18 protein-coding genes are annotated in these 17601 nt (G+C 56.8%); 8 read left to right on the forward strand and 10 right to left on the reverse strand.

Features of this window, described 5'->3' with window-relative positions; translation table 11 throughout:
* The first annotated feature begins 169 nt into the window (after positions 1 to 169).
* From ACYQ1A_RS17860 to ACYQ1A_RS17880, 5 genes are all read left to right on the forward strand, one after another.
* Positions 170 to 1669, forward strand: a complete 1500-nt coding sequence (locus ACYQ1A_RS17860; RefSeq protein ID WP_499364103.1) for a UbiD family decarboxylase — start codon at positions 170 to 172, stop codon at positions 1667 to 1669.
* A 161-nt stretch (positions 1670 to 1830) separates the two neighbouring features.
* Positions 1831 to 2547 carry a DUF554 domain-containing protein gene (locus ACYQ1A_RS17865; RefSeq protein ID WP_499364105.1) on the forward strand — a complete coding sequence of 239 codons (717 nt, stop codon included), beginning with the start codon at positions 1831 to 1833 and terminating at the stop codon, positions 2545 to 2547.
* A gap of 199 nt (positions 2548 to 2746) precedes the next feature.
* The gene (locus tag ACYQ1A_RS17870; RefSeq protein ID WP_499364107.1) at positions 2747 to 3913 is read left to right on the forward strand and encodes a porin; all 1167 of its coding nucleotides are present in this window, start codon (positions 2747 to 2749) and stop codon (positions 3911 to 3913) included.
* 249 nt (positions 3914 to 4162) lie between these two features.
* Positions 4163 to 4468 carry a putative quinol monooxygenase gene (locus tag ACYQ1A_RS17875; protein ID WP_062225391.1) on the forward strand — a complete coding sequence of 102 codons (306 nt, stop codon included), beginning with the start codon at positions 4163 to 4165 and terminating at the stop codon, positions 4466 to 4468.
* 234 nt (positions 4469 to 4702) lie between these two features.
* A complete protein-coding gene (locus tag ACYQ1A_RS17880) occupies positions 4703 to 5059 on the forward strand; it encodes a hypothetical protein (protein ID WP_499364109.1) in 357 nt (118 codons plus the stop codon).
* A 102-nt stretch (positions 5060 to 5161) separates the two neighbouring features.
* Here ACYQ1A_RS17880 and ACYQ1A_RS17885 read toward each other — a convergent pair whose 3' ends face one another.
* From ACYQ1A_RS17885 to ACYQ1A_RS17900, 4 genes are all read right to left on the reverse strand, one after another.
* Positions 5162 to 6079 (reverse strand): ABC transporter substrate-binding protein, encoded by a 918-nt coding sequence (locus ACYQ1A_RS17885; RefSeq protein ID WP_499364112.1) that lies wholly within the window; start codon positions 6077 to 6079, stop codon positions 5162 to 5164.
* A gap of 156 nt (positions 6080 to 6235) precedes the next feature.
* The gene (locus tag ACYQ1A_RS17890) at positions 6236 to 6844 is read right to left on the reverse strand and encodes a hypothetical protein (RefSeq protein WP_499364114.1); all 609 of its coding nucleotides are present in this window, start codon (positions 6842 to 6844) and stop codon (positions 6236 to 6238) included.
* A gap of 42 nt (positions 6845 to 6886) precedes the next feature.
* On the reverse strand, positions 6887 to 7711 hold the full coding sequence (locus tag ACYQ1A_RS17895) for a universal stress protein (RefSeq protein ID WP_499364116.1): 825 nt from the start codon (positions 7709 to 7711) through the stop codon (positions 6887 to 6889).
* Positions 7712 to 7726: 15 nt separating this feature from the next.
* Positions 7727 to 8548: a universal stress protein gene (locus ACYQ1A_RS17900; protein WP_499364118.1), complete on the reverse strand. Its 822-nt coding sequence runs from the start codon at positions 8546 to 8548 to the stop codon at positions 7727 to 7729.
* Positions 8549 to 9050: 502 nt separating this feature from the next.
* Between ACYQ1A_RS17900 and ACYQ1A_RS17905 the strand changes: the two genes are divergently transcribed.
* Together ACYQ1A_RS17905 and ACYQ1A_RS17910 are read left to right on the forward strand one after the other, a co-directional pair.
* The gene (locus tag ACYQ1A_RS17905) at positions 9051 to 10163 is read left to right on the forward strand and encodes a linear amide C-N hydrolase (protein ID WP_499364120.1); all 1113 of its coding nucleotides are present in this window, start codon (positions 9051 to 9053) and stop codon (positions 10161 to 10163) included.
* A gap of 177 nt (positions 10164 to 10340) precedes the next feature.
* Positions 10341 to 10898 (forward strand): hypothetical protein, encoded by a 558-nt coding sequence (locus ACYQ1A_RS17910; RefSeq protein WP_499364122.1) that lies wholly within the window; start codon positions 10341 to 10343, stop codon positions 10896 to 10898.
* On the opposite strand, the gene ACYQ1A_RS17915 is transcribed toward ACYQ1A_RS17910, so the two are convergent.
* The 4 genes from ACYQ1A_RS17915 to ACYQ1A_RS17930 all read right to left on the reverse strand — a co-directional run bounded on the left by ACYQ1A_RS17915 (position 10895) and on the right by ACYQ1A_RS17930 (position 14295).
* A complete protein-coding gene (locus ACYQ1A_RS17915; protein ID WP_499364124.1) occupies positions 10895 to 11323 on the reverse strand; it encodes a hypothetical protein in 429 nt (142 codons plus the stop codon). The two genes, ACYQ1A_RS17910 and ACYQ1A_RS17915, sit on opposite strands and share 4 nt — an antisense overlap.
* A gap of 349 nt (positions 11324 to 11672) precedes the next feature.
* Positions 11673 to 12125, reverse strand: coding sequence for a hypothetical protein (locus ACYQ1A_RS17920; protein ID WP_499364126.1), 453 nt, complete (start codon positions 12123 to 12125; stop codon positions 11673 to 11675).
* A gap of 455 nt (positions 12126 to 12580) precedes the next feature.
* Positions 12581 to 13132 carry a PEP-CTERM sorting domain-containing protein gene (locus ACYQ1A_RS17925; protein ID WP_499364129.1) on the reverse strand — a complete coding sequence of 184 codons (552 nt, stop codon included), beginning with the start codon at positions 13130 to 13132 and terminating at the stop codon, positions 12581 to 12583.
* Between the two features lie 395 nt (positions 13133 to 13527).
* Positions 13528 to 14295: a hypothetical protein gene (locus tag ACYQ1A_RS17930; protein WP_499364131.1), complete on the reverse strand. Its 768-nt coding sequence runs from the start codon at positions 14293 to 14295 to the stop codon at positions 13528 to 13530.
* A gap of 133 nt (positions 14296 to 14428) precedes the next feature.
* Between ACYQ1A_RS17930 and ACYQ1A_RS17935 the strand changes: the two genes are divergently transcribed.
* Complete coding sequence (locus tag ACYQ1A_RS17935; RefSeq protein ID WP_499364133.1) at positions 14429 to 15964, forward strand: FAD-dependent monooxygenase; 1536 nt, start codon at positions 14429 to 14431, stop codon at positions 15962 to 15964.
* A gap of 680 nt (positions 15965 to 16644) precedes the next feature.
* Here ACYQ1A_RS17935 and ACYQ1A_RS17940 read toward each other — a convergent pair.
* Both ACYQ1A_RS17940 and ACYQ1A_RS17945 read right to left on the reverse strand, forming a co-directional pair.
* Positions 16645 to 16965: a hypothetical protein gene (locus ACYQ1A_RS17940; RefSeq protein ID WP_499364136.1), complete on the reverse strand. Its 321-nt coding sequence runs from the start codon at positions 16963 to 16965 to the stop codon at positions 16645 to 16647.
* Between the two features lie 455 nt (positions 16966 to 17420).
* Positions 17421 to 17601, reverse strand: a 181-nt coding sequence (locus ACYQ1A_RS17945) for a hypothetical protein (protein ID WP_499364140.1), incomplete at its 5' end; no start/stop codon positions are given.

The raw sequence follows: 17601 nt of genomic DNA on the forward strand, positions 1-17601 counted from the left end.
AATAACGCTTGAATACCTGCTTTATATCCGCGCGTTATTGATATGGATCAATTGCACTGGGGGATATCTTTTTGGTTTGGCCTCTCTATCAAAACAGTATTTTTACGCAATTATTGCCGGGCATATATTGGCCTCCGACCGAATTAGCCGGTTCTTTCTGGAGAAAACCATGTCCGAACAGCAATATCCAAAAAACGATGTGCATGATCTGCGCTCTGCCTTGCAACTGCTGGCCAGTTTGCCGGGCGAGCTGGTCGAAACCGACACACCGGTGAACCCCGAAGCCGAATTGTCTGGCGTTTATCGCTACGTGGGCGCCGGCGGCACTTGCGAGCGCCCCACCCGCAAAAACGGCCCGGCCATGATCTTTAACCAGGTCAAAGGCTTTCCGGGCTATCGCGTGGTGATTGGTGTGGTCGGCTCGCGTAAACGGGTGGGTGCCTTGTTGGGTTGCGAGCCGCGCAAGCTGGGCTTTTTGCTGAAAGATGCAGTACAGAATCCGATTCCGCCGGTGCTGGTGGGCGCGGACAAAGCGCAATGCCAGGAAGTGGTGCATCTGGCCAGCGATCCTGGCTTTGACCTGCGCACTCTGCTGCCCGCGCCGACCAATACTGCGGAAGATGCCGGGCCGTATATCACCATGGGCCTGTGTTACGCGTCCGACCCCGAAACCAAAGAATGGGATATCACCATACACCGCCTGTGCGTACAAAGCCGGGACGAATTGTCGATGTGGCTGACGCCGGGTCGGCATATCGAAGTGTTCCGGCAAAAGGCCGAGGCGCTGGGCCAACCGCTGCCGATTTCGATCAGCATCGGCGTCGATCCCGCTATCGAAATTGCCGCTTGCTTTGAGCCGCCCACCACCCCGCAAGGTTTTGACGAGCTGAATGTCGCCGGTGCCATCCGCGGCCGTCCGGTCGAATTGTCACCCTGCCTCAGCATCGAAGCGCGCGCCATCGCCCATGCCGAAATCGTGATCGAAGGCGAATTGCTGCCAAATGTGCGAGTGCGCGAAGACCAGAACACCGATACCGGCAAGGCGATGCCCGAATTCCCCGGTTATACCGGCGAAGCCAAAGACGCGCTGCCCATCATCAAGGTCAAGGCCGTCACCCATCGGCGCAACCCGATTCTGCAAACTACAGTCGGCCCCGGCGAAGAACACGTGAACATGGCCGGTATCCCCACCGAAGCCAGCATTCTGCAAATGGTGGAGCGCGCCATGCCCGGCAAGCTGCGCAATGTCTATGCGCACACGTCGGGCGGCGGCAAATTCCTCGCCATCATGCAGTTCCGCAAAGCCGCCGCTGTGGACGAGGGTCGTCAGCGCCAGGCCGCACTGCTGGCGTTCTCGGCGTTTCCTGAACTCAAGCACGTGATTCTGGTGGATGAGGACGTGGATATTTTCGATACCGACGACGTGCTGTGGGCAATGCAAACGCGTTACCAGGGCGACGTCAGCACCGTGTTTATCCCCGGCGTGCGCTGCCATCCACTGGATCCGTCCCAGATTCCGGAATTCAGCCCGTCGATCCGTCAGGTGGGGCAATCGTGCAAGACCATTTTTGATTGCACCGTGCCGTTTGATCTCAAGCATCACTTTGAACGCTCGAAATTCATGCAAGTAGATGTGCGGCGTTTTCTGCCCGATTTTGAGCAGAACTAAGGTTGGCGGACCAGGGTGATTAATCTGGCCCTGGTCGCCGATCTGACGCCAGCCGGCACGGCGCTGGCATGGCAAACCGGCCTGGATGCCCGGGCCCGCTGCGCCAGCGCCCTCGCCCGCGGTCGAGCAACAACCGCATATAACGATAAAGGGTAATTACCATGATCGGACCGTATGTAAACGGCGCCGCCGTGATTCTGGGCGGCCTTACCGGGGGCTTTTTGGGGCAACGTCTGCCCGAGCGACTGCGCACGGCATTGCCGCAAACCTTTGGCCTGGCCTCGATGGGGCTGGGCATTGTGCTGGTAACCAAGGTCAAGTTCATGCCGGCCGTGGTGCTGGCTTTGATCATCGGCGCAGCGCTGGGTGAACTGATCCATCTGGAACGCCATATAGGCCGGGTGGCTGGCTCCGCGCGCGGGCTGGTAGATCGCTTTCTGCCCTCTTCGTCCACGCTCAGCCATGCCGAATTTACCGAACGCTTTGTCGCCATCCTGGTGCTGTTTTGCGCCAGCGGCACCGGCATTTTCGGGGCCATGCATGAGGGCATGACGGGCGATCCGTCCATCCTCTATATCAAGACCATTCTTGATCTGTTCACCTCGGCCATTTTTGCCACCGCGCTCGGCTTTGCCGTGGCCGCGATTGCCATCCCGCAGGTGATTTTGCAGCTGGCTCTGGCTTTCCTTGCGGTGCTGATCCTGCCACTGACCACGCCCGACATGATGGCCGACTTCTCTGCCGTCGGTGGTCTGATCATGCTGGCAACCGGCCTGCGCATCTGCGGTATCAAGCCGTTTCCGGTGGCCAATATGATCCCGGCACTGGTGCTGGTGATGCCGTTCTCGCACCTGTGGGTCAGCCTGGTCGTGCACTAAGCCAACCCCCGTCCCCCGCACTGAATAAACCCTACATCGCCCCCCCTGCATCAAACGCTGAAGGCAAGCCGGCATGCCTTGCAGCGCGCTCAATAAATCAAAGGCCGGCAAGCCACTGGCATGACATCAGCGCGTACCTGTCGCCGCCCGCCACTTGCGTGGAGGCGACCAGCCAATCGCTTTTCAAGGTATAGAGCAGATGAAAAACAAAATACTGGCCCTGGCCCTGTGCCTCAGCCCGCTAGCCCCCGCCGCCTTTGCCGATGTCACCCTGTACGGCAGCCTGCGTGGCGATATCGAATATGATCACTACGGCACTTACGGCACCAACAGCCCGGCCGCCAACGGCCATGCGCGGGTGGTGGATTCGATCAGCCGCATCGGCTTCAAGGGCGAAGATCGTTGGGACAACGGCTGGACCGGCCTGTGGCAGATTGAATCCGCCCTCGCCTCCGCCGGCACTGCCGACGTGAACGGCGCTAATCCCAAAGGCTACGGCGGCAGTACCTGGGGCGGCCGCAACTCTTATATCGGCTTTAGCAGCCCGACTTACGGCATCTTCCGCGCTGGCAATTACGATACCGGCTACAAATCGATGCTGATCATGTCCAGACTGTCGCCGGTGTTTGACGATTTTCTTGATTCGTTTGATTACAAAGGCAAAAACGCCACTTTCTCGCAACTCTCGACCCGGCTGAACGACAGCTTGTCGTGGGACACGCCGGTGTGGAACGGTCTGCAATTCCGCAGCAACTACGGCATGGACGGCAGCCCCACCGCCGCCGGGCGCGCGCCGGTATATGTGGTGAGCGCCCTGTACAACCACGCCGGTTTTAACGCCGGACTAGGCTGGCAATACGCCAGAAATCGTACCTTTACCCAACTGAGCGGCCTCGCCAGCGCCGATAGCCAGGTGGTCAGCAGCAGTAGCAGCGGCAATGTCACGCCCGGCGCGCGCACCGAAGGGGCGCAGCTGGTGGCCAGTTATACCTTTGCCGCTGGCTATGCGTTGGGCGCGGGTTGGGAGCATATCGATAACGTCGACCCCACCACGCATAACAGCCACTGGAACAACTTTGTGCTGAGCGGCAATGTCTGGCTGACCCCCAAGCTGGAACTGCAAGGTTTGTACAGCCAATCGCATGACATTCTTGGCGTATCAGGCCTGACCGGCCAGCAATACTCGCTGGCGCTGGTGGATTATCTGAGCAAAAAAACGCGGGTTTATCTATCTGGCGTGACGTTGCGCAATGGTGGCGAAACCACAGGACAGCAATTTGTTTTCCAGAATGCATCGGGCTCTTTGGTGGCGCATAACGGGCAAACCGTCGCGGCCCTGTTAACCGGCGTGCGTACCGATTTCTGATACCGCGGCCCGGCAGCGCAGCCCACGCGGGATGGCGTGGGCTTGCGTTTTATCGAACCGTCATCGCGGGGCGGCCTTGTCTGCGGTTTGGGGCAGGGCTACGCTGCGCGATGCTGCCGCATATCAGTACCGCGGCTAATGTAATTGAGCAGATATCCGCGCATCCGGTTTGCGTCCGGATTGCGAATCAATTGGTTCGTCCCTCTATTGCCTGCCCCATCCACCGTGATTAAACGGAGCGCCCGCGCAATGAATAACACGATTGTTTTACTGATTCGCTTTGAGACCAGACCGGGGCAAAGAGATCTGTTTGTTGAGCGGCTCGCTAGCCTGGTCAAAACCATGAGCCACGAAACGGACTTCGTGAACGCCGTTTTGCATACCAATCTGGACGAGCCCGATGTAGTGGTCATTTACGAGACGTGGCGCGGCACACGGGAGACGTGGCTGCAGCAAGAGCTTCCACGGCCCTATCGCCTATCCTATGAAAACGAGCTTGCGCAGTTGGTGGCCAGCAGAACGGTGCAATGGCTGGTGCCATTAAGCGGACCTTAGTGCCTTAGCCCTCGCAGGCGCCAGCAGCACCGGACCTGGAACACCGCATATTGCGGGCCCTGATCACCTGCGCGCCAGACATGCCGTGAACGGTCCATCTCGTCTATAGTTCTGCCCATCTGCCCGGTATGGTTCTGCTTGATGAGACGTCTTGTCCCGCTTTTAGTGTGGGTGGCCAGCATGGGATATGCAGCCGATGCCCCGGTGACGGCCACACCGTCTGATGATTTGCAAATGTTGCGGCGTCAAATATTGGCCGGCGTGCCGCAGACCTTGCCGTGGACCGCTGAACACGATACCGAACAGGTGCTGACATTTGCCATCGCACAATATAGCCAGGCCGTGGCAAAGACGATGAACATGGCCAGCGCGGTGCTGACGCTGCGGCAGAATACGGATCAAGCCAAAGCGGCAGAAAGCGCAGCACTAGCCGACGATTTACTCACCCAGATCGGTGCGACTTGCTATGAGAACTCGCACAAACTGCATGACGCGATTCTGGCCAAATTCGGCCCCCATCCGGAGCTGGATGCGCAAGACGATCTGGTCGAAAGCGGCTGCGCGCTGATCAGCCGGCTGCACTATCGCTGACGGGTTGACCCTTGCATCGACGGCCGTCCGTGCCGTCTGGTCCGCGCCTGCCGGGTCGCGCCCGAGCCCGATTGTCGTGGCCCGCTCAGGCCGGCGCTTTGATCAGCGTTTGACCAGGTCCGACCGATAAATCACGTTGACGCCAGTATCAACACGGATCAGCTGTGCAGGCGGATCGTTTGCTGCCGCATGGTACGCGGCGATGACGCCCTGATAGCCGATGAGCCACGGATGCTGCACGAACAAGGCGGTGATCTGGCCACGGATGACGGCTCGCGCCAGTTCATCATTGATATCGAAGCCGATAAAAACCAGTTCGTGACTTGCCAGCAAGCCGGGCTCGCCACGGAGGGCGGAAAGCATCGCCAGGGTGACGGACTCATTCGGCGTGAATACACCGTTGACCGGTTCAGCCAGCGAAGAAAGCAGATTGGCCGCCTTCAGCCTGGCCGCTCCGACATCTGAACCGATGTAAGGGCCCACAATCACGCGCAAGCCGCTCGCACGCGCGGCTTCAAGAAATCCGCGTTCGCGTTCACGGGTGGATGCGACCTCTTCTTGCATACGAAACAGCAATACCGTGCCGCGCCCATGCAGCTTGTCCGCCATGATCAAACCTGCCCGGGTGCCAGCTTTAAAGTTATCGGTGCCAACAAAAGCCTGGATGGCTGCGCCACCGGGGTCGCGGTCGATATAGACCGCGGGGATGCCCTGCTCTTTGAACTGCTGAACCTGAGCGTTAACGGCACCGCTGCTGGGCGCGATCACTATGGCCTGGCATTGCTGCCTTCTGACGGCCTCGATGATTTTGTGCTGCGCTTCTGGATGCATTTCGTCCAACGGGCCGCGAAAATAGATTTCCACGCCCAGATGTACCCCCGCAGATTTCGCGCCGCGCCCCACTTCTTGCCAAAACTGATTGCCGCCGCCCGCCGTGACCACGCCTATGCACTGCGCGACACTTAACCGGATGGTAAAGAGCAGCAACAGGGCAAGCCAGACACGGGTGGAACGCTGCATACGATGCCCTTTTTCTTCGCTGTAAAAGTGCGCGAAGCAAAATTAATTAGAAGTTGCTAATACTTCATAGCATTCTTGCAGCGATTCGCCATGCCCAATGCCTTGCAGGGCAAGCGCAGCGGCTAAAGTCCGGCCTGCCGCGACATCGGATGCCACTTATCCCCACGCTGGCGCGCGGAGCTGGCGGTGCATATGGCTGCGGCGGGCGCGGCGGGTAGCTGCCAGCGTGAGCAGACCCGCAAGGGCAAGCGCATAGGCGGGTGGCTCGGGCACCGGGCTGATATCCAGCGCATTCATGGCCCAATACGAATAACGGGTGCCAAAATGGTCGCCGCCAACAAACTCCAGGCTGTCGACGGCCACGCTGAAGGGCGAGGCGTAAAAGCGGAAAGTGCGATCGGGCGGCAAGGCAAAGCGGGCGCTGCCCACCGCAATACCGTGGCGGTAGCCGGTGACACTCACCGCTTCGGTCGGCGTCTGATACCAATCCAGCGGCTGGGTATTAAGACTGACGCCACCAAACACCGCGGGTCCGGCCAGCATGTCCACGGTGATGGTGTATCCAAAATAGGCATCTACGCCCGCCTGACCATAGCCCATCGCGCCAAAACTGAACGCCAAGCCCTTATAGACATAGGGCTCGCCGGTCCACGGCTGCGCCGGTACATGTGCGAATTGGTCCAACGAGATCATTGCGGCTCGCGCATCGGGGCATGCGACGCCCAGCGCGGCGGCAAAGAACAGGTAGCGCAAAAAATGATCCATGGTTTGATCCCTGAATTGATCCCGTCGGCCTATGCGTGCCGTTCAATGCGACAACAGCACGCACTGCTCGCAACGCAGCAGAAAATCACGACTTACGCCGCCGGCAGCCCACTCCTGCGCGCGGCTGTGCCCATAAAGCCCTGCCACGACCAGGTCGGCCCCCACATCCAGCGCCAGCTTGCGCAGGGTGGGCGCGTGCGGTGCGCCACTGTGCTCCAGCTTGTACTCAGCGCGTACGCCATGTGTTCTTAGCCAGTGCGTCACGGTGCGAAGACGGTTTCTGGCGTCATCTTCTTCGGCTTCGGTGCTCACTTCGACCACGGTAACGGCGCTGGCCAGCAACAAGACCGGCAGCGCATCGGCAATGATTCGCCGCGCTTCAGGTTTGTCTTGCCAGCAAACCATGACGCGGCTGACCGCGATTTCCCGAAGCGTGGGTGGAACCATCAGCACCGGCCGACCGGCGTGCATCGCCAGTTCGCCAGGTGGTAGGTCCAATGCGGCTACGCTGCGGGGATTGGGCGCGGCACAGATCAGCAGATCAGCAGCGCGCGCCTCGCGGCAGATCCATTCCAGCGCTGGCACCGCTTCGTGATTGCAGCGCAATTCCATACGGTCTGCGGGCAGCCCCGCGTGGGCCTCCATGTTCGCCTGCAGCGCGGCGAACTGCTGCTCAAGCCATGCTTTTTTCTGGGCGGAAGGCTGCACGTCCACAGTCTGCCCGCCCATGACAGCCACCGGGTTGACCCCGGTAACCAGCCCGATCAGCCGGGCCGGAAAGCGCCGGGCCAGTGAAGCGGCAGCCTGCAATAGCGGCGTGTTGTCCTGACCTGCGGCCAGATGAACCATGATCGACGTATAAGTCATGATGGGCTCCCGGGCTCAATGTGAAACCAGTGTGCAATGTTCGCCACGCAGTAACAGGTCACGGGTAAACCCGCCCAACACCCATTCCCGTACCCGGTGATGACCGTACGCCCCACCGACGATCAGGGTGGCGTCGATTTCCTTGATCAGATCGTCGAAGGCAAGCAATTGATGTTCGTTGGCCGAAACGATGCGGTAATGCGCGTGGACGCCATGCGGCCTTAGCCACGCAGCGACATCAATCAAACGGCTGCGCGCCGCCGGCACGCCCTGATCGCTGACCACTTCGGCTAGCGTGACATGGCCGGCCTGGCGCAACAGCGGCAATGCGTCCGCAATCGCGCGTCGGGTCTCGCGCGTGTCTTTCCAGCCCACCAACACCCGCTCCAGGGACACCGGCGGCAAGTCGGCCGGCAATACCAATACCGGCCTTCCTGCCTGCATGACCAGATCACTGAGCACCAGGCCAGCGGTGCCGAACCCGGCCAGGTCGCCCGCCTGCACCACAAGCAAATCGGCGCCCGCAGCATGCCGCGCTAACGCCTCGGCCACTGAGGGCACGTCCAGCTCAATACAGCAGCGGCGGCGCGGAACCTGTTCTTCAAGCACATGATGAAATTCGGCCTCGGCATCAACCGCTTCGCGCTGTCGGGACTCGCGCCGACAGGCAAATGGATCAATCACGCCCAAGCCGTCGCCATACGGCGGCTCGAGTTGATTGGCGATCACGCCGGTCACGCTGGCAGAAAATGTCGCCGCCAGTTGCGAGACGACCTCCAGCAGGCGATGGTGGGACGGTGCCGTTCCGAGCAGAACGGTGATTGCGGTGTAGTTCATGGCACACCTCCGATGCGAGCGTGCCCGGCATTGCAAGCCAGGCGGAGAGCGCTGCAGCATCTGAGGTTTCTGCACTTGATGACCGGCAGCGCGCGGATGTCTCCAGCCTGCGCTTAATCCGCTCGAACTTATTTGAAAATATCAAGTAACTTTGATCTATCTCAAATTATTCACGGCCTCAGCCAGGGATATCTCAACATCGCCCCAAATTTCGCCAGCACGCGGCCAGCGACCTGGCGCCCGCCTTCGGCCATACAAGGCCTTTGCTCGGCACCGCGCCAGCGTTTTTTCTGTATGCGCAGCGCCATGCCAAACCAACAAAACTTTCTGCAAAATATCTGTTGCTGTCCACAACATGTCTGCACTTAGCCGATTATTGATGTTCGTCAAATATTGCTCACACAGATAATTCAGATTCTTGCTATTGCCGAAGTGGTGAACTCAACTTCAGAACAGCTGGCGTGTCCGCACTCCGGCATCACCCGTTCTGGAGAGCACGTACATGAAACGTAAAATCCACCCCATCGCCAGCTGGCTTTACCTCGCCGCACTGGTTACGCTTCCGATCGCGGATATTGCCGCCGCATGCACCGGCATCACGCTCGTTGCCAAAGATGGTTCTGCCATCCAGGCTCGGACCATGGAATGGGGCACCTTTTACCTTGATTCCGAGGTGATGGTGGTGCCGCGCAAGCATGCTTTTAAAGGCGCCACCCCGGATGGCAAGGCCGGGTTGGCATGGACTGGCAAATACGGCATCGTCGGCTTGAACCTGGTAAAGACACCGGTAATCACCGATGGCATGAATGAGCAAGGTTTGACCGTGTCTTCGCTGTACTTGCCCGGCTTTGAAGAGGGCCAGAAATATGATCCCGCCAAAGCAGATCAGACGCTGGCCATAACCGATGTACCAACCTGGCTATTAAGCAACTTCGCCACCATCGAAGAGGTGCGGAAAAATATGCCTGGCGTCATCGTGACTGACGTCGTTCTGCAGGCGTTTCATGGCATCGCGCCGCCGGTGCATTTCATGATCACTGACCGCAGCGGCAAGACCATCGTGCTGGAATATACCCACGGCTCGCTCAGCATCTATGACGATCCGGTCGGCGTATTGACCAATTCGCCCGAGTTTCCATGGCATCTGACCAATCTGCGCAATTACGTCGGCTTGCATCCGCAGTCCAATCAGGCCATCAAGGTGGGCGATCTGGAATTGGCACCTTTTGGCGCGGGCAACGGCATGGTCGGGCTGCCCGGCGACTACACCCCGCCCTCGCGCTTTGTCCGGGCCGCCGCGTTGCGCAATACCGTGCGCCAACCGGATACTGGATATAAAGCGGTCAATGAAGCATTCCGGATTCTGGATAACTTCGATATCCCACTAGGCGCCACGGATGCCAAAGCAAATCTGCCCAAAGATGAAACGATAGGCTCCACGCAATGGACCAGTGCAATGGATACAGCTTCATTGCGCTATTACTATCACACCATGTTCAATCGCTCTTTAAGAATGATTGATCTGAAAAAAACTGACTTCAACAAGCGTGAAATCAGCTATTTTCCGTTGGATACGCGCAAGGAGCAAAGTATTGAAACGGTGATGACACGGTGAGGTCATTGCGAGTTTTATTAACCGTCACCGTTACCCGGTTTCAGGCGTAGATCGTCGTCTGGCATGGGCGGATGGCAAAACTGATGAACTAGCCCTGAAGCGTGGCATCGTCCCGGAATTGCCATCGGACGACGGTAGGCATCATGTTTTGGTGGGCATTGACTCGAGGAGTATGCGTTGACAGAAAAGTACGTTTTGAAAGACGAGTATCGAAACAAACTTCGTTGCCGAATTGCGAACTCAGCGATCGGACCTTCCACCATACGCGGCATGGCTAAAAAGGGAACCATTGCGCCTGCTCGTCTCTTTCTTGCGCAGATCGACCTCAGCCAATTTATCAATTGCGACGCAAAGAAGTTTGCAGAATTGCTGGATACGATCACAAAGCAGTATTGCGATGAGGTCGGCCTGAAATGGGGCGCTGCACGTAAGTTTCTTAATATTTTTTTGCGGGATTGTCTCTACAATCGATGGGTTTGCGAAGACTTTCAATTATCTGAGATCGGTCAATTCTTTGAAGTGCCGCTTGATAGCCACGTGGCCCGTGAACTAAAGCAAAAGGCCGGTCGAGGCAAACTTCCGCGCTGGCAAGGAGTAATTCACCTTGAAGAGCCAGTGAGCAAACAATTTCAGAACTATGCAGACGAGTTGGCGATGAGCGAAGGCGTGTGGCGGGTTGATCTTGATATCATTTTCTGGCGCGGCGATTTGTCCAGACGCAAGCAAGGCATTTAGCCCTCAATTGCCAGCAATTGAACGCGCTCTGCCAACACCAACACGGTGGCGCCGTAGACAGGCTCAAGTTCCATCAAAATCAGAGCCCCCGTCCGGATACGGTCCAATTTTTCCAGGAGCACGGGCCATTGCAGATCGCTGGTATCGGGCTCCCGCCCCCGCATCATAAAGAATAAGCGCCTTGCAGTTTCTGTCTCCTGACTGCCGCCAGCGTCGAGTCGCGTAACGCGGTCAATAATATTTGACAGCCGCATATCGTCGACCACGAAATCATCAACCCCTTGGGCAACAATTTGCTTGCGCTTCTCGCCTTGCCACCTACATGTCACATCAATCCGGATTTCCTGCTTCGTCGACTCAATCCGAATAGCGTCAATGGTGGCTTCGGTCAAAACGTCCCAATCATCCATAAATTCTCTCTGCATTTCGCCAATTCACGAAGAGTTTGCTGGAAATCTGGCAGCAATGGAAAGCCGCTAGCTTACCTCAATGGTGACGCCAGCCATGTACGGCCGCATCTGGATATATCAAAAGATTAATTATTGGTACGCAAAAAACAGCGAGGGCCACATTTACTGAATTTCTCAACCCAAACTTTTTGCCAAGAGACTGTGCATGCCGCCCGCAAAGCGATGCAGCCCATCGCAGAACCAGATACACCGCCGACCCGGCAGCACGGCATTATCTCGTTCCGCTTACATTTTGCCGCGTATTTTCTTATTTAACTGCCTATCGCCCCCCGCCCCGGCCCTTCAATTAATCGCTATTGGCTGCTCATGCTCCGGCCAGCGGCCAGACGGCGACCGATTCAATGTGAAAGTCACCATTGGGGTAATAAATTTTTTGGGGCGAGCGATATTCCAGGCAAAAAAGCACACCTTTGACGAGCCAGAATTGCACTTCCATCTCCCCACCTTTAAAGCGTACGTTCGCCGTCGCCAACAGTGTTTCGGGCCCAATGTATTCGAATCGCCTGGTCTGGCAAATGTCGGTGATGTTCTTGCCGAAACGCACGGTATGAAAGTTTGTAAAGCCATATGACATAGGTTCATCAATATGCTTGAGCAATCTGCGAACGGTAGTAAAGCGGGAAATCTGTTCGGCAAGAATGGTACGACCATGCAAATCTAACGCCTCGCTCAGTCGCTCAAGTAGAGCGTGCTCGAATGGCGTAAGCGCGAAAATACCGAAGAAATTCTTGATCGCTAAAACCAACGGTAAACTCATCAATGTAGACCCGATTTGTTGCGGCAGCGGTTATTCAATTATGACTATGCCAGCCCGTTACGCGCCAATGCGAGATTGAAGCAGACATTCCCGCCGGACGAAAGAAGTGACCTGAGGGTTCGCTTTTCCGGGTCTCATTGTGGAAGTCATTGGTGCCTCAAACCGTTATAACGTGGCATACGGTGGACCGCAGCGTTATGCGCTATTTATAGTAGCGACACTTCAGGAACGCGCTATCCAAATAGACTTGTAGTAGGCAGCGAGAAATTTGAGCCCTCGATAGACATATATTCTGTTAGCAAATACCCACTATAAGCCTTCTCGCCTTTCCTAAAAAGCCAGTGATTTGTTCTTGAATGAATTGCACGGGTTCTAATAGGCCCGCCCCGCTAAATCACCGTCAAACCATGAAAAGGGCCAAGCATCGGTTCGATGTTTGGCCTTTTTCTGCGCTGTTAACTAAGCTTTTTGCGTGAGCTATTGCGTGCGATGAGCGCAATTGCACCCATTCCCAAAAGCGCCCATGTCTCTGGTTCTGGCACAGCGGCAATCGAATTGTTCAACATCAGCTTGCCAAAGGTAGGCATATGGGTATCAACAAGGACCAGATAAGTGCCAGGAGTCAGAAACTGTGTAAATGAACCAGAAAATCCGCTTGCGTCATAGATCTGGTAGAACCCACCTATCACCTGCACTCCGTCCGGATAGCCGGGGGGATAAACCGTAATTAACTGTTCAATCTCGAATCCATCAATGACCTGATTATCGGGATAACCCAAAGACTGGCTTTGGTAGTTAATCGTGACGTTATAACCGGGCGCTGCATCCGAAAGATTAAGCGCATAGTCGTAACCTTGATAGGAGCCGTAATCGCCATCCTCATAATTGTAAAGGGTTTCCCACGCGCCCCATTCCGCGCCATCAATTTCTCCAGACACCGAAGCATTCGCGAACCCAGACAGCAAAATACCGCCGACAAAAGCGGCCGAAAGAATCGTTTTACGCATTTCTCACCTCACACTCTGTCAAGTAGACGCCGAGTAACCGGCCTGTTCGAGCGGGTTATTTATGCTTTCATGAAACGATTATTATTCTGTCCAAAAGCTGTCCGCCTCGGCCAGATGGCTTAGGCAATGCGTGAACCTGGCTTGCTCACCGACTTTCAGAAGCGACTCGCTGTGTACGCAGCGGCGGCCGCCCGCGTTAACCGCCCTTGCGTTTATGTCACCCATGGAAGCTGTCCATGTGCATGCTCTCTGGGAAGCGGAGCGCCCAGCCGCCGCGTGACCGGGCAGGGGCATGAGGCAATACGTTGAACACGTTCGACGCGGGCGTGGAGTTTCAGCGCAATACAAACTGCGTTACGCATCGCCCAGATGGAAGCTTTGCGCCGAACACATAACTACTCGATCTGGTCTCTATCCGACAGATGATTTATGCCTTTCGAATCAATACGGCAACACCATTTGACATCGCTTCCCCAGCCTGGGATCGAATTGATTTCAATACGCCCGGTGGCAACGAGGTCTTCAGGCTCCCCCAAATCATTCGAATCCGGCATGAATAAATACACTTCCATTCCTGCCGCTACCGTGACGGGCATTCCGTGGTCATTGATTTTGGTATCCGTCACGGAAAAAAGGACCAGATCAAGCTCAACCATCTCATTAAAGTCAACTCGAAATTTGTCCATCGTGAACTGACATCTCCATTCAAGCGGTCCCACTGCAGTGCTTTTGGTACCAGATTTGGCACGGTCGGAATAAACAAAGTTTGTAGCTGTTCGGCAATATATGCCGTTATCAATCGCATGGTCTGGATTTCGACGCGTGCCATAAAACACGATTTGCTCGCCAATAAAATGGCCGCCTGATATTACGCAAACAAAAAATTCCTGGCTTGAAAGCAGCATCAGGCGTTGGGTTTCGACTCCCGACGAAGTGCCAGATGATTTGTGCCAGTGGCGCTTGTCATGCGCCTGATCACTACGGCTGGGGCGCTCGTCTGTCGGCGCCGAACGACCCGTGGGGGGCCGCAGCTCTACCTTGAAGCGTGGTGAATAATCTTTTAAGCTTGCGCCGTCGAAAAAGGTGGACCGGCGTGGTGAGCCCCGGTCGGCTTGGTCTTCAGTACCAAGCTCAATTCCAGCCCCTGATGGGCCGCGGACCACGACGGGTGGACGCTTGCCTTCCTCCCGTAGATCAGGTTACGCAGCCATCGTGGCTACCGCCTCGTCCTTACGGGCTGGTTCGACAATCGTCCTTGCGCCGTTGCCTCGGCATCTTGATCAAAGGACGCTCACCATGCGCCATGTACCTGTTCTCATCGTCGGCGGAAGCCTCGTCGGCTTATCCGCTTCCCTGTTTCTGCGCCATCACGGCGTCCCCCATCTTCTGATCGACAAGCATCGCGGCAGCGCCTCTCATCCGCGTGCCATGGGCTTCACCGAAACTACGTTGGAGCACTACCGCGCCTGCGGCATCGCGGATCGCATCCCGCAGGCCGATCCTGGCGCCCGCCTCCGCCGCGTGACTGTCGCGACGCTGTTCAGCGACTGGATTGCGGAAACTGAGTGGACGCCCGGCGAACCGGCCCAGCGCAGCGCCGCTCTGTCGCCCTGCACGGGTGCGGCGATCGCACAAGACAAGTTAGAGCCCATCCTGCGCGCAGCGGCGCTCGAGGCCGGCGCCGAGATGAACCTCGGTGTCGAACTGATCTCCTTGATTCAGGACGACGCCCGCGCGACGGCGACGGTGCGCCACCGCAATGACGGCGCCGAGGAGATAATCACTGCAGATTGGGTGATCGCCTGCGACGGCGCCAATAGCATGATCCGCGACGGTCTCGGCATCTCACAGAGTGGCGTCGGTCATCTGCGAACATTGCGCAGCGTGTTGTTTCACTGCCCGGATGCTGACGCCGTACTGGATCGTGGCGCACAACAGTTCGAGATCAAGCAGGCGGAATTCAATGCGTTTCTCACCACCTACGGCGACGGTCGCTGGGTACTGATGTTCGACGATGATCAAGAGCGTGACACGGACGAGCTCAAAGAAGCGGTGCTCAGAGCGCTTGGCCGTGAACTGCCGTTCGAGATCATCACGACGGGTCGCTGGGAACTCGCCGGTCGCATCGCCGATCGCTACCGCGAGGGACGCGTGTTCCTGGCGGGCGACGCCGCACACCAGCTGCCACCGACCCGAGGCGGCTTCGGCGCGAATACCGGCATCGACGATGTCTGGAATCTCTCGTGGAAATTGGCTGCAGTTCTGCAGGGAATGGCCGCCGACCGGCTCCTCGACACTTACCACGCCGAACGTCATGCGATCGGGTGGCTGCGGCATCAGCAAACCTTCTCGCGCCCCGACTATGCGAAGTGGGCCCCCGCGACATTCAAGCCTGAGCCGTTGCTTGCTAACGATGCGATGGAGTTCGGCCAGCTGAACCGGTCGACGGCCGTCGTCGGCGCGGGTCTGGAGCTGCCGGCGGCGGCAACGCCCAAGGAATGGGCCGGCCAACCCGGCACGCGGGCTCCGCACGTGTGGGAGCAGGGAGCGAGCCGGACACGCTCGACGCTTGACCTGTTCGGCAGGGCCTACGTGCTGTTGTCCGCCAATCGCGCATGGATCGAGCGGGGGCGGCGCCTACAGGTGGCCTCCGTCCTGGTCGGGCAAGATTTCGTCTTTCCGGACGATCAGCCCTTCGCAGCTGTATTCGGCATCAAGGACGCTGGCGCAACGCTGGTCCGCCCGGATGGGGTGATCGCCTGGCGCTCAGACGCGCAGCCGGACGCCGTCGCGCAAGACGCGATCGATCAGCTCATCGCGGCGAGGGCTTGATATAGGGGGCGTCTCTTCGCCACGTAATTGCCCGACATTTCGGCGCTGCTGGACATCGAACATGTCCGGCAGTTGGCGGGCCGTTATGTCGCCTGCACCGACCGAGGCTGGCGCCCCGGCGCTGTCGAGCCGGTGGAGTGCGGCAGCGTCGGGGCGGGCGACGCAAGCTGCGACATGCACGATCTTGGCAGCCGGGTCGGAGGCTTGGAAGCAATTCAGGCGAGCCTGGTGGAAGAGACGCGCCACATCGACTTCTCGCTAGACCCTTGGCCAGTCAGGCCGCACGGATAGCTCCGGCAGTAGTGGATATCTTGCATAGCAATTAGCGATGAGCTAGCTCTCCGCTACTCGAAATCTCTTGAGTAATGCGGGTGTATATAGACTCAACGGCAGTACTGCGACGATACCAACGATGGCCACGGCATATCCATAACTGCCTAATAGATCCATGCTCATGCCAACGAGCGTCTTTCGCGTGGATCAACTGCACAATGTGAATCGGCCCGGCAAGTAAACGACAAGGGAGCGGCCAATACTGATGCCTCGGCTCCTGCCAAACAGACCCAAACAGCACACACGACAATACCCACCCTGGCGGGCGTTGTTTGGATGGTGCACTAGCAAGTACCAAATGAGTCGGGGCTCTGCATAATCATTTTGCAGCAGGACACAACTATGAATTAGCAGTCTGACTGCTCATTCTTCAGTTGCATGCTAGCAGCCAAATACAACAGGACTGGTGCTGCATGCATGAGCATCATAGGACTTAGCTCTTCGTCATCGTCGTCAAGATTTAAAAATTCAATGTCTTCGTGGAGGCTTCCTATGACGACCTCGGCCTTCTGGCTTCGGACATCAAACATTGATGTCCTCGGAATGGACCAATAATAGTCTTCATTCACATCAACCTCTTTCAGGTCTACATTGTTTTCAATAAATTCAAAGATTGAATTTATCTTATTTTTCAATTTTGAAATATTCAACTTTTTATTTTTTTCCATATCTACGCTCACATTCAGCTAGCTGCTTCTCAAAATCGGCAATTTGCTTCATAAACGACGCAATACGCCCGTCAATAATATTCTGATAAATATCCATCCTGTTATTGTCATAGGCTCATTGCCGAGGCCCTTTGTTATCATAGGCCGATGGATTTGAAATGTAATTTTTAATTTCTCGCGATGTGCCGCCAATTCCTCGCGAAGACCTTTACATGGATCCTGGTTTGTTCGGCTTAGGAGGACAAGCGTTGCTAGAACCTGGATGTACCGCCCCCTATACGGATCATATTCCCTGACCCCGTTACTGCTCCGCGAAATCTCCTTGTCCGAGTACCCGCCCGACAAGGTAAACAGCAAGGTAGCGGTCGATACTGATGCCTCGGGTCCTGCCAAACAGCCCCAAACAGCACAAGCAACAACGCCCACCAGTCAGGTGGGCGTTGCATGCAAGTGGCTCAAACAAGAACAAATATGATCACCATTATTATCACAGCAATCGCTATGAAAATTGGTCTCACCTGTTTACGGGGATCACCCTCTTCACCCTTGGGCAACAACACAATTTGATGCCACTTGTTCAGGCCAAATTTCCTCATTTCTACAGATTCCCAAAAACATTGCCTTGTAAGTATCCAC

This window comes from Silvimonas sp. JCM 19000, assembly GCF_054652575.1.

What these genes read in the sequence shown, in the direction of transcription:
- ACYQ1A_RS17860 (WP_499364103.1), top strand. Translation starts at nt 170, where the DNA reads ATGTCCGAACAGCAATATCCAAAAAACGATGTGCATGATCTGCGCTCT.
- ACYQ1A_RS17865 (WP_499364105.1), top strand. Translation starts at nt 1,831, where the DNA reads ATGATCGGACCGTATGTAAACGGCGCCGCCGTGATTCTGGGCGGCCTT.
- ACYQ1A_RS17870 (WP_499364107.1), top strand. Translation starts at nt 2,747, where the DNA reads ATGAAAAACAAAATACTGGCCCTGGCCCTGTGCCTCAGCCCGCTAGCC.
- ACYQ1A_RS17875 (WP_062225391.1), top strand. Translation starts at nt 4,163, where the DNA reads ATGAATAACACGATTGTTTTACTGATTCGCTTTGAGACCAGACCGGGG.
- ACYQ1A_RS17880 (WP_499364109.1), top strand. Translation starts at nt 4,703, where the DNA reads ATGTTGCGGCGTCAAATATTGGCCGGCGTGCCGCAGACCTTGCCGTGG.
- ACYQ1A_RS17885 (WP_499364112.1), bottom strand. Translation starts at nt 6,079, where the DNA reads ATGCAGCGTTCCACCCGTGTCTGGCTTGCCCTGTTGCTGCTCTTTACC.
- ACYQ1A_RS17890 (WP_499364114.1), bottom strand. Translation starts at nt 6,844, where the DNA reads ATGGATCATTTTTTGCGCTACCTGTTCTTTGCCGCCGCGCTGGGCGTC.
- ACYQ1A_RS17895 (WP_499364116.1), bottom strand. Translation starts at nt 7,711, where the DNA reads ATGACTTATACGTCGATCATGGTTCATCTGGCCGCAGGTCAGGACAAC.
- ACYQ1A_RS17900 (WP_499364118.1), bottom strand. Translation starts at nt 8,548, where the DNA reads ATGAACTACACCGCAATCACCGTTCTGCTCGGAACGGCACCGTCCCAC.
- ACYQ1A_RS17905 (WP_499364120.1), top strand. Translation starts at nt 9,051, where the DNA reads ATGAAACGTAAAATCCACCCCATCGCCAGCTGGCTTTACCTCGCCGCA.
- ACYQ1A_RS17915 (WP_499364124.1), bottom strand. Translation starts at nt 11,323, where the DNA reads ATGCAGAGAGAATTTATGGATGATTGGGACGTTTTGACCGAAGCCACC.
- ACYQ1A_RS17920 (WP_499364126.1), bottom strand. Translation starts at nt 12,125, where the DNA reads ATGAGTTTACCGTTGGTTTTAGCGATCAAGAATTTCTTCGGTATTTTC.
- ACYQ1A_RS17925 (WP_499364129.1), bottom strand. Translation starts at nt 13,132, where the DNA reads ATGCGTAAAACGATTCTTTCGGCCGCTTTTGTCGGCGGTATTTTGCTG.
- ACYQ1A_RS17935 (WP_499364133.1), top strand. Translation starts at nt 14,429, where the DNA reads ATGCGCCATGTACCTGTTCTCATCGTCGGCGGAAGCCTCGTCGGCTTA.
- ACYQ1A_RS17940 (WP_499364136.1), bottom strand. Translation starts at nt 16,965, where the DNA reads ATGGAAAAAAATAAAAAGTTGAATATTTCAAAATTGAAAAATAAGATA.